The sequence below is a fragment of the Mesorhizobium sp. WSM4807 genome, from assembly GCF_055811615.1.
On record NZ_JBVVQY010000061.1, the window covers coordinates 1 to 10859 of the forward strand.

The window sequence follows — 10859 nt, forward strand, 5'->3', positions numbered from 1 at the left end:
CCCCCCCCCCCCCCCCCCCCCCCCCCCCCCCCCCCCCCCCCCCCCCCCCCCCCCCCCCCCCCCCCCCCCCCCCCCCATTGCCAGCCGGCACTTGCGCGTCGATGGCGTTGAGGAAGCGGATGAACTCCTGATGGCGGTGTCGCTGCATGTTCTTGCTGATCACGGTGCCGTCGAGCACGTTGAGGGCGGCAAACAGTGTGGTCGTGCCGTTGCGCTTGTAGTCGTGCGTCATAGTGCCGAACCTTCCCTTCTTCATGGGCAGGCCGGGCTGGGTGCGGTCGAGCGCCTGTATCTGGCTCTCTCGTCGACCGACAGCACGATGGCGTGCCGGCGGATCGACATAGAGGCCGACGACGTCGCGCAACTTGTCGACGAACTTCGGATCGTTGGAGAGCTTGAACTGCCGCCAGCGGTTTGGCTGCAGCCCGTGCCCTTCCAGATGCGGCGCACTGCACTGGCGCTGATGCCAGCAGCCTGCGCCATCATGTCGGCGGTCCAGTGCGTCGTCTCACCGGGAGGATCTGCGCGCATGAGCGCCACCACGCGCTCGGCGATCTCGGGCCCGAGCGGCGCAATGCGCGAGGGCCGCGCCTTGTCACGCAGTAGCCCCTCGAAGCCTTCAGTGGCGAAGCGCTCCTGCCAGCGCCACACGCAGGTCTTGGATTTGCCGGTCCGCCGCATGACTTCGATCGTACCGGCGCCGTCGGCGCTCAACAGCACGATCTCGGCTCGCCAGACGTGCTTCTGCGAGCTGTTATGGTCTTTGAACAAGGCAACCAAACGCCGATGGTCAGAGGCGAGACGGTGAGAGATATTGCTGTGCGCATGCGCCAAACCCGCATGCGCATTTGCGAAAGGGAATCCCAAGCCAGATGGGGTGATTGGGGTCTTTGCCGAGCCCGGATAAGGGCGGCTGCTCCTGTCGAGATGTGAGAACGTGGTCGATGTTGATTCGCCACCAAGCATCGGGAAGGAGATGGAGGCCGGCGTTTTGCCCGAACTCCCCCGTGCTGGCCAGTAGCCGCCTCGGCGCTCACGGCGGACCGCTCGCGATTGAGCGGGTGCAGTTCGATCCACTCCGATACACACGGCGAGCGGATCGTATCCATCCGGCGACGCTTTCGATTACATAGTCGACCGTGAACAATCCGAGCCCTAAGCGGCGAGCTGCTTCGGCCGGAGTTGAAGCAGGACGATCAAGAGCGACAAAAACTCCTTCAGCCACCTGAGCAGGTGGGAGGAGTTGTAGCCGGCGGCGGCCAGGATGGCGTTGAGGGCGTCGCCCTGCTGGCCGGCGAGGTAGTTGCGGCCCATGCGATGCTCGGCCTTGATGTGGCCGATCACCGGCTCGACCGCCGATCGCCGTCGCATCTGGCGCTTGATGGCCGGGGTGACGCGGCGCTTCTGGCCGGCGGTGAAGACCCTCATATGGGGTTGGCGATGTCAAGATTAGGACATGTTCGGCATCCTCATAAATTTCGACTCCAGTTCCGGGCTCAACTACGTGACGCGGCTCGTTTTGCTGAGCCTAATCCACCTCAGATTCGGTCGCCGTTGATCGCGGCTGCACCAACATCCCGCTTTCGGCGGGGTGAGCCCAGGATGACGAGACCATTCTGAACTACGACATTTTTGCCAGGGTCTTCATAGGTTCGTCACCTGGATCTGCCGGGGTTCATGAGATCCCGGTAGATTTCGGAAAGGCTAAAGTAGCGAAACGCTATGCCTTTTTCATAATAGCACCTTCGATTACGACTCCGGAGGTCACGTACTTCCACAGGGCGACTAGCAGCTTACGTGCCAGCGCAACAATAGTCGTTTTCTTCATGCGCCCGCCATTGCGTTCGACGCGCGCCTTGTACCATTTTGCCCATGCCGAATCCGGCTGGTGCTGCAGCCATAACCAAGACAGTTGGATGAACGCATGTCGTTCAAAGAATATCACCTGACAGTATCGAGCCAGACTGCATGGGCGATGATCTGCGTCGGGAATGATGGCGCTTGTAACTGACGGTCGCCTATTCATGCCATCGGTCTATGCCGCAAATCCCTGAACGCGAGTTAAGTTGATCCGGACCCAGCAACGTCTCGATCTGCTGGAAATCTTCGAGCAACGCCATCGCCGGAAATCGACCCTGTTCGCCGCGCAACTGCCAATCGCCCAGTGGCAGTTCGCGACTGTCATCACCATCCCCAAACCAAGGTACGCGTGTAACCCAAGACAGGAGCCGCATGTGGAAGGACCTACGGAGGGATCTGAGCTGGGGTGCGGGGGCGAACCGGCGCCTCAGCCGCAACCAAGTTTGACGCGGCGACTCCATCCTCAGAGATCAACGAGGTTCTTCAACGATAGGTTTCGCAGATCACGTTCTCCACAGAGCGCCATCGTCGTGTCGAGCTCGCGTCTGATGATCTCAAGCGCCTGCGTGACGCCTTGCTTGCCGGCCGCACCGAGGCCGTATAGAAACGGCCTCCCAATAAAGGTGCCTTTCGCGCCGAGGCATAGCGCCTTCAAGACGTCTTGTCCGGATCGGATCCCGCCGTCGATATGCACCTCAATCTTGTCGGCGACCGCCTCGACGATCCGGGGCAGCATGCTGATCGATGATGGTGCCCCGTCCAGCTGCCGCCCCCCGTGATTGGAGACGACGATGGCATCCGCACCGGCGCGAACCGCCATACGCGCATCTTCCTCATCCAGGATGCCCTTTAGAATAAGTGTTCCGCCCCAGCGCTTCTTTACCCATTCAATATCCTCCCAAGACAGGCTCGGATCGAGAGTGTCGCCGGTCCAGGCGGCAAGGGCCTCCAAATCGTTAACACCATCAGCGTGGCCGACAATGTTCCTGTATGTCCTGCGTTGCGTACCTAGCATCTTTAAACACCAAATCGGGCAGCGCGCCATCTGGAGAATGTGATCCAGCGTGAAGCGGGGAGGGGCCGACAGGCCGTTGCGGATATCTTTGTGGCGCTGCCCCAAGATCTGCAAGTCCAGCGTCAGCACCAAAGCCGAGCAGCCAGCTGCTTTGGCGCGGTCGATGAGATTAAGAGCAAAGTCGCGGTCGCGATTGATGTAGAGCTGAAACCAGAACGGCTTGCGCGTTACCGATGCAACATCTTCAATCGAGCAGATACTGAAGGTCGAAAGGGTGAACGGGACGCCGAATTCCTCGGCGGCCTGGGCTGCCAGCATCTCGCCATCAGCGTGTCGCATGCCCGCCGTACCGGCCGGCGCGAGAGCGACCGGCATCGAAACAGCTTGGCCCGCCATCTCACATGCCAATGATCGGTCCTTCATGTTGACCATGACGCGCTGGCGCAGCTTGATCTTTGCAAAGTCCTCCTCGTTCGCCCGATAGGTGCTTAGGGTCCACGATCCAGAGTCGGCGTGCTGGAAAAACATCCTGGGCACGCGCTTCTGGGCGCGAGTTTTGAGAGGCTGTTTTGAAAATCGGCTTGCTGGGGGTTCCGTTTGAGGCTGGGTTATGATTCAAGCTTTGGATGTGGACCGAGCAGAGCCGTGGCCGGACGGCCCAGATCGCCAAGAAGACCAAGCGCTACCCGTCTGATCTGACGTACAAGGAGTGGGAACAGATCGCTCCGCTGATGCCCAAGCCTTGGCGGCGTGGGCGTCCGCGCGAGGTTGATTTTCGCGAGGTGATCAATGCGGTGCGCTACCTTGTGCGCTCGGCTTGCGGCTGGCGGATGCTGCCGGTTCATTTCGGGCCCTGGCAGACGGTCTATGGCTGGTTTCGCGAGCTGGCGCGGCGGTTTTTGTTCCAGACTATCCACGACGTGGCTCTGCTGCTGGATCGTGAGCGGGCTGGGCGCGAGGCGAGCCCATCGGCGGCGGTGATCGATAGCCAGTCGGTCAAGGCTCCGCAAGCTGGAGCGAGGGGTTACGATGCCGGAAAAAAGATCGTCGGACGCAAGCGCCATATCGCCGTCGATACGGATGGGCGTCTGTTGATGGTCAACCTTACGCCAGCCGATATCTCCGACAGCGCCGGCGCCCAGACGATCTTGGATGGTATCCGCAAGCGCTGGCCTTGGGTGAAGCATCTGTTCGCCGATGGCACCTACGATCGGCTGAAGCTCATGGGCAAGGCCGCCTATCTGGACTTCGTGGTAGAGATTATCCGCAGATCCGACGACCAGAAGGGCTTCGAAGTCTTGCCCCGCCGCTGGGTTGTCGAGCGCACCTTCGGCTGGATGACGAGATGGCGCCGCCTCGTGCGCGACTACGAGAAGCGCATCGACGTCCCTCACGCCATGATCCTTGTCGCTATGGGCGGCAATCTCATCCGCAGAAACGCTCATCCCTGAATTTCAAAACAGAGAGGACCTTTAGGTCGCTATTCGGTGTACCGGCACTCCAGCGCGTTGGCGATTCGCTCGCAAAGCAATTCTGAGGTCACGACTGTGAGGTGGAGACGAAGGCGATTTCCCTGCGTATCAACTAGGGTGGTGACAACACCGCGATCGGAGTACTCGGCGAGGTCGAGAACATCGTTGATGATGAAGTCTGGTGTTTCGCGGAGCCTCTTAGGGCGCTCATCCACCGGGTTCTCCTCCCAAATTGGTGGCTTTCCAGGCAGGCCGAGCCGAATTCGCTGGAATTCGGCGTAGCTCTCGGCAACGGTTTGAGCGTTGAATAAATGCCTAGTTGCTTTGCCATCTTCCACAACCTGGACAATCCGTTGGCCGTCGACATTTTTCAATCGCACGGCATTCGGTTCTACGGCAACGATATCCGCCATTCCAGCAATCAAGAATGAGGAATGACAAGTGGAACTCCCAAGCCGCTGTACTGCTCTGTAGACAACAACATCCCCCCACGTGACATTCAAATCCAGATTTTCTGACAGCAGGTCGTCGCTACACGACGGCAATCCTTTCGATTCAGTCAGAATGCTCGACGCTCTAGAACGAAGGGCGCCTTGGTCAAAGGCGCCCTTCGCTTCGGCGACACGCTTCGACCCCCGGGAGGTCACGGGATCAAGCATTTCGCGCGAGCCGCAAAAAGCCACTTCATTTGGCATCTCCGCTCAGCCAACGCCGGCCGGGCAAGTCTAGCGCACGCAACTATGTGACGGGCGCTATGGTTAAATGCTTCGATCCGTCAGAACGAGCGCTGGAAGCGGAGGAGGCCGCCGAAGTTGTCGTCGTCATCGGCACCGGTCCAGTTGCTGACGGTTTCATCACCAAGATGGAAGTAGCTGGCTTCGGCCGTGATCGTCAGGCCGGGGACAATATCGTAGGCGATGTTCGCCACCACGCCGAGATTCTCACCTTCGTCATACGAGATCTGGGTGTTGAACGAGGTCTTCTCGTTGATGGTGTAGGTGCCACCGCCCCAGACTGCCCAATTGCCGCTCCACAGCTTGTACATGCCGCGGCCGCCGGCGGGGATTGCGAAGCCGCCATCCGTGTAGTTGTCGTCGGTGCCGTAGCCGGCCATGATGAACAGCGACAGGTTCTCCATCGGGGTGACGTCGAGGCGAACCTTGCCGGCCACTTCTTCATAGTTGCTGTCGTAGGCGATGACGCCGGTGATCGCGCCCCAGCCCTGCGTCCACTTCACACCGCCGACGACATGCGGGACGTAGCTGTCGATCGTGAAGTCGCCATAACCCTGTTCGAGCGAAACCACGGCGGAGAAGCCGTTGCCGGCGTCGAAATAGTACTGGACGACGTTGGTGTCGAAGCCACCGTAGGGAACCAGCGTATCGTTCAAGACGTTGCCGGCGTAGCCGCTGAACGTATCGAAGGCGGAGTCGTCCTTACCGACGCGCAGTCCACCGAGTTGCATCCAGGCGTAGGGTAGCAAAACGCCCGTGTTGCCGGCTTCGTTGAGGGCCGGAAATGTATCGCCTTGGGTGTTGCGGAAGTTGAAGCGGGTCTCGGTGTACGTCTTCAAGGTGCCGAGCTCGGTTTCCTGGCCGGTCCAGGTCTTCAGCGTGAAGCGAGCACGCTTCCAGTAGGTATCCTGCTCGTCGCCGTCCTCGACGTCGACGGTCCCCGCACCGGTGAACGTGCCGACGTCGCCGACGCCGATGTCATAACGGACATAGCCGCCGATGCGCAGGCAGGTTTCGGTGCCGGGGATGTAGAAGTAGCCAGCGCCGTAGACATCGCAGATCTTGACGTATTCAGCGGGTTCCGGCTCGGCAACGACGACGGCGTCGGCGGCGCGCGCACCGGAAACTGCGACCAGCGCCGCAGCGGAGCCAAGAAGAAGGCTCTTGATGTTCATTTTGATCTCCACTCAAAAGATTAAAAAAAGGGCCAGGGCATCTTCCTGCTGAAAGACAGCATCCCTCCCCATTCCCCACGATCGAAAAAAGATGCGCATCGCGCCGCTTCCTCGCAGTTTGATGCTATCCGCGATACTGAATAATGCAAGATATACGGCGGGCTAAGCAGAGACATATAAAACTACAGTTGCGTTTATGTCACGAAAGTCCAATATATACTGCACAATTCGTGCAAACGATACAAATAACACAAACTGGACAGTTCGCACCATGTTGCAAAATACATTGGGCAGTGCGTAGGGCACGTGCGACCCTCAATCGGGCCTTCACAGGCTCACAACGTGACCAACCGATTGCCGCGGTGCACTGATTTGCAGTTAGCTTCGTCAGCTGGACCTCATGTCGAGGAAAAGTCTCGTGCAGCCCAGATGACTTCCACAGCCAGATCTTGCCGGAGCATCTCTATGGGAATTCGGTCATCAAGCCGCGGTGAAGGGGAGAGCAGCCAAAGCCATGCCTGTCTGGGATTGGGGATCAAGGAGAGCACTTGTCGTATCCCTGGCGCGGGCCTACCGTCGATGAACTGAGCTAGGGGAAACACATGCTTGCGCGCGCCTTTCCGCAACGCAACTACATCATTGTGCCGTTGCCACCAATGCAATGTCGATCGCGGTATGCCGAAGTGTGTTTCCAGATAGGTGGGCCCTGCAACCGCGCCCGCCCAGTCTTCAATGCGCAGGCTATCACTTTGCTGATCTCGCGCTTTTAGGACTCCGCACCTACGCGCGCCCTCGGTTCGCACGCTGATCGCAGCCGCCTCACTGGCGCTGTCATCGGAACGCCGCGCTGCTTCGGCTGCGAGCCTGCGAACAAATTCAGAGGCCAGTGTAGTCAAATCGTCATGAATGATTTGTTTGGGCGTTGCAGAAAATAAATCGGCGGCAGTGCCTGTCCCCATGTGCGATGAGATTGAACTCCTGTCCTTCATAACCTGCTCGTGCTGAGCCAGAACGCGCTGGACCTCTTTTGTAACCAAGCTTGAAAGCTCGTCCTGGCGAGGTTCATTTCTAAAATCAAATGATTTTGTCATGTGTGGCTACCCTGCCGCGTAAGAGTCCGGTTGATTGCCTGCGCGATCGAATTCTGATTTTGGGCTAAGTTGTGGACACAAGAGATGCGAGGCCGGATGGCCCAGATCGGAGCGGAAGACGAAGCGTAATCCGACCGACCCCGCCAAGGAGGAAGGGAGCGGATTGCAGTTGCTGCCGAAACCAGCCGAGCAAGGCTGTAGGCAGAGCGTTGACCTGCGCGAGATTCTCAACGCGATCCGCTAAATCACGCGCACGGGCGGCGGCTGGCATATGCTCCCTAAGGACTTTCCGCTCTTGCAGACGGTCTATTGGTGGTTCCGGCGCTTTGTACGGCTGATGCTGTTTTGCCAGATCCACAATGTCGCCCTGATGCTCGATCGCGAGCGGGCCGCGCGCGAAGCCAGCCCGAGCGCCGGTATTATGGAAAGCCTGACCGTCAAGGCACCTGCGCCGGACGCCGCGTGAGGCCATGATGCGGCCAGGAAGATGGCCAGGCGCAAGCGCCACATCGCGGTCGACACCAATGGGCGGCCGCTGGTGGTCAATCTCAGGCCGGCTGACACCTCCGACAGTGCTGGGGTGCAGATGATCCTCGAGGCTATCCGGCAGCGGTGGCCATAGAGCAAGCACCTTCTCGTCGCCGGCGCCTACGATCGCAGGCAATTGAGGGAGAAGGCCGCGTTGCTCGACTTCGTCTTCGAAGTGGTACGCCGCATCGACACCGAGGCCGGCATCAAGGCGCTGCCCAGGCGTTGGATGGTCGAGCGAACCTTCGCCTGGCTCATGCGCTGGCATCGCCTCGTGCGCGACTATGAACAGCACATCGACGTCTCCGAAACCATTATCCACGTCGTCATGGGAAGTCTCTTTTTGCGCAGAATCAGCCATTGAACCAATTCCCAAACAGACTCTGAGGTCATGGATAGTGAGAGGTGTATGCAAAGCTTCTCCTTCGGCAAATGTCGAGTGCAGCCGCACTTCAGACGCTTCATTGGAAATGTCGGATTGGCGTCCAGCAAAACCCAGCCAATCCAACCGCGCTTTGCGAAGACGAACCGGTTCGCTACTCCTGCCACATGCCCTAAGAGCGATCCGCGGGTACATGACGAGAGCTTCGTCTTGACCTAGTCTTACTGTGTCATAAGCGTCTGGGACGCATGTTTGCCTGGCTCCGATTGCCGCAGCAGGGGCCGCGCTGCTTCGCCGAAACCACGCATCGCGACGATCACGAGCGGCGGAAGGCATCGAATTGCAATGGGCCACCACTGGTTCCGGTTACGATTACTGAATATTCCCCAGTAGCGTGGTCATTGCAGCAGTCATGGCGCTAGCATAGCTTTCGGGATTCTTCACCTCAAACAGGAAGCGATTTGACTCCGCCCCGGCGTCTGCCCACGTCGTCACCCCATTCGGATCGCACTTGATGTCGACGGGGCGGAAGCCAAAAACCGCATCGTCTGCGTTGGACCCTGCGATAATCTTGCCCGCCTTGTCCACGGCTTGGGACACCATGTGGAAAAAGCCGGCGGTGCAATACATGTTGCGATATTCCTGGATGGTGCGGTAACTCGACACATCGCTCCGCGGCGTCAGCAGCGGCTGTAGGTAGCGCGCATCCGTTCTGCCCTCGAGGGAGTAGGTGAAGTAGCTTTGCAGGACGGATGACAACTTCGGTAGAACGTTGCCCTGCTTGAAACGATAGAAGGTCCCGAACTGCTGGACCTTCATATCGAGGTAGTCATTAAATACCGTCTCAAAGCAAGGCATCCAGTAGATCGGGCACGGGATGTCGAACGTGGCGGCGTAAGCGGCCGCGTTGAGCCAAACATTGTACTCTATCTCTCCCTGCTTCGCGACATCGGGATGGCCCGTGCCCGCGTTGAGGTAGATCCCGGCACATTTGTTACGGAAAAGACCCGGATCAAGCTTGGCCGCAATGGCGAGATCGCGGCAGGAGCCAACGATGCTGATGTAGGCCGGCCCTTCGCTGTCGCGGAGATAGTCGAGGAGGAACTCCGCGCCCGCGCGGTCGCGCTTGGGAAGGGCAGCAAGCGCCCGGTCATGCGCGTAGGGAACGGAGGAGCCGACCGCCATGTGGGTCGGCAACCCCGTCAGGTAGCTCAGCTGCGCGATGCCTGTAATATCAGGGCTGCGGCCCGGGTAGTCATCGGGCGGGAAGTCGACCAGTACGCCGCCGAGATCGAGTTGGCCCGATGCGGCAAGAGCATAGACGCAAGCAAGGTCCCAGTGATCGTCCGGATCGGCACAGGGACGAAACAGGTCGGTCTGGTGAAGCAGTCTTATGGTCATGCGAAACCTCGAGATTATTCTTTGACGCCCACATCGCGACCGAAGCGGTGAAGAAGCAGGGGCACCCTAAAACATTTCTTGCAAGAATGCAATAACCTAATATTGCGAAACGGCAGAACTCGGAATGCATGAAATTGTGCGGCAAGTGAACTTCGTGCACCCGCGAACTTGAGTGACACCGCCCGGCTGGTTCAAGCCAACGCCAAACCGATATGGAAGCAATTGGAATGAAGCCTTGTTTATGGTATGCTTGATACTGGCTGCCGCACACGGAGCCACTAAGATGACGCCAGCCATCCGAACCCAAGCAACGGTAATAGTAGATCTTGCGTTCCGAGCTACCGGTCCACGTGCGCGACAATGCGTAGCCGCATTTGCGGCTTGACACCAAACCCTGCACGAGTCTGGGATCGATAGTGGGGCGCGATGCGAACCGATTGTTCTCGGGCGGGCGCTCGGTGGCCAAAGCGAAGGTCTCTTCGCTGACAAGGGCCGGGACTGGCACTTCAATCCATTCCTCGCGCGGCCGGTCGTGTACAGGTCTTTTGGCCATGAACCGCCCGACCCGGCAGTCAGAAGGGCTTCGTCACCTTTGCCGTGGCCCGACCTTTGTCTCGTTGAAATAGGCAGGTGCCCTTATAGGCGGATTGCGCACATGCCCCACACGACAGAACGCTCGCAACGGGTCACGTGTTGCATGTGGCGGGGCCCATTTCCTGCAACAGCCGGGTGATGGGCGACGATGCTGAAGCCCCCGACCGTGGATGTAGCAATAGCCGTAGGGCGCCCCACCAAGCACGGAGATCTCGCCGGCCTTGGCGCGGTAACGCTTGCCGCGGCGGGGAGCGTTCCAAAATCTGGGCCCGTTCGTATTCGGCGATCATCCCTTGCATTGCAGCATCAGCTGATCTTCGGGCGTGCCGAATGCGGCGCTTTGACGAAAACGGTCTCGACGCCGTGGCGGGCGAACTCTTCGGTCAAGAGAACCTTAGGCATACCTTCCGGCTCAGCCGATCCGGCGAATGGAACGAGGACCGCATGGATCTAGCCTTCGGGCCACCCACAGCCGCTCCAGGCCCGGCCGCGGCAGACTGGCGCCGCTGACGTCCCAACTTCGGTAACGGCTGATGAGCGAGGACATGGAGGTGCGCAACTTCGCGCTCAATACCCGGCGCTCGCAGCAGGTTTCGCTGTTTGCACG

The 10859-nt window shown here is 59.4% G+C and carries 7 protein-coding genes and 4 pseudogenes; 2 read left to right on the plus strand and 9 right to left on the minus strand.

Annotated elements, in window-relative coordinates:
• Window positions 1-82: 82 nt before the first annotated feature.
• The 4 genes and pseudogenes from AC0L3N_RS32795 to AC0L3N_RS32810 all read right to left on the minus strand — a co-directional run.
• Window positions 83-827, minus strand: a pseudogene (locus AC0L3N_RS32795) (IS630 family transposase); the annotation flags it as partial.
• Between the two features lie 328 nt (window positions 828-1155).
• Window positions 1156-1425: pseudogene (locus AC0L3N_RS32800) on the minus strand (transposase); the annotation flags it as partial.
• 295 nt (window positions 1426-1720) lie between these two features.
• Window positions 1721-1930 (minus strand): annotated as a pseudogene (locus AC0L3N_RS32805) (IS110 family transposase); the annotation flags it as partial.
• Between the two features lie 393 nt (window positions 1931-2323).
• Window positions 2324-3487, minus strand: coding sequence for an alpha-hydroxy acid oxidase (locus tag AC0L3N_RS32810; RefSeq protein WP_473551756.1), 1164 nt, complete (start codon window positions 3485-3487; stop codon window positions 2324-2326).
• Window positions 3488-3501: 14 nt separating this feature from the next.
• Here AC0L3N_RS32810 and AC0L3N_RS32815 point away from each other — a divergent pair, with 14 nt between their 5' ends.
• Window positions 3502-4326 (plus strand): IS5 family transposase, encoded by an 825-nt coding sequence (locus AC0L3N_RS32815; RefSeq protein ID WP_473551744.1) that lies wholly within the window; start codon window positions 3502-3504, stop codon window positions 4324-4326.
• Between the two features lie 29 nt (window positions 4327-4355).
• Here the strand turns inward: AC0L3N_RS32815 and AC0L3N_RS32820 are convergent, their stop codons facing one another.
• From AC0L3N_RS32820 to AC0L3N_RS32830, 3 genes are all read right to left on the minus strand, one after another.
• Window positions 4356-5042 (minus strand): hypothetical protein, encoded by a 687-nt coding sequence (locus AC0L3N_RS32820; protein WP_473551746.1) that lies wholly within the window; start codon window positions 5040-5042, stop codon window positions 4356-4358.
• Between the two features lie 80 nt (window positions 5043-5122).
• On the minus strand, window positions 5123-6256 hold the full coding sequence (locus tag AC0L3N_RS32825; RefSeq protein ID WP_473551747.1) for a porin: 1134 nt from the start codon (window positions 6254-6256) through the stop codon (window positions 5123-5125).
• A gap of 398 nt (window positions 6257-6654) precedes the next feature.
• Window positions 6655-7347: an antitoxin Xre/MbcA/ParS-like domain-containing protein gene (locus AC0L3N_RS32830; protein WP_473551750.1), complete on the minus strand. Its 693-nt coding sequence runs from the start codon at window positions 7345-7347 to the stop codon at window positions 6655-6657.
• A 69-nt stretch (window positions 7348-7416) separates the two neighbouring features.
• On the opposite strand from AC0L3N_RS32830, the pseudogene AC0L3N_RS32835 reads away from it, so the two are divergent.
• Window positions 7417-8239: pseudogene (locus AC0L3N_RS32835) on the plus strand (IS5 family transposase).
• Window positions 8240-8629: 390 nt separating this feature from the next.
• On the opposite strand, the gene AC0L3N_RS32840 reads toward AC0L3N_RS32835, so the two are convergent.
• Together AC0L3N_RS32840 and AC0L3N_RS32845 are read right to left on the minus strand one after the other, a co-directional pair.
• The gene (locus AC0L3N_RS32840; RefSeq protein ID WP_473551751.1) at window positions 8630-9658 is read right to left on the minus strand and encodes a hypothetical protein; all 1029 of its coding nucleotides are present in this window, start codon (window positions 9656-9658) and stop codon (window positions 8630-8632) included.
• A 1006-nt stretch (window positions 9659-10664) separates the two neighbouring features.
• Window positions 10665-10859 (minus strand): hypothetical protein (locus AC0L3N_RS32845; RefSeq protein WP_473551753.1); only part of this gene is annotated, 195 nt, incomplete at its 5' end.

Excerpts from the sequence above, each read along its gene's own strand:
- AC0L3N_RS32815 (WP_473551744.1), top strand. The coding sequence starts at position 3,502 with ATGTGGACCGAGCAGAGCCGTGGCCGGACGGCCCAGATCGCCAAGAAG.
- AC0L3N_RS32830 (WP_473551750.1), bottom strand. The coding sequence starts at position 7,347 with ATGACAAAATCATTTGATTTTAGAAATGAACCTCGCCAGGACGAGCTT.
- AC0L3N_RS32825 (WP_473551747.1), bottom strand. The coding sequence starts at position 6,256 with ATGAACATCAAGAGCCTTCTTCTTGGCTCCGCTGCGGCGCTGGTCGCA.
- AC0L3N_RS32820 (WP_473551746.1), bottom strand. The coding sequence starts at position 5,042 with ATGCCAAATGAAGTGGCTTTTTGCGGCTCGCGCGAAATGCTTGATCCC.
- AC0L3N_RS32840 (WP_473551751.1), bottom strand. The coding sequence starts at position 9,658 with ATGACCATAAGACTGCTTCACCAGACCGACCTGTTTCGTCCCTGTGCC.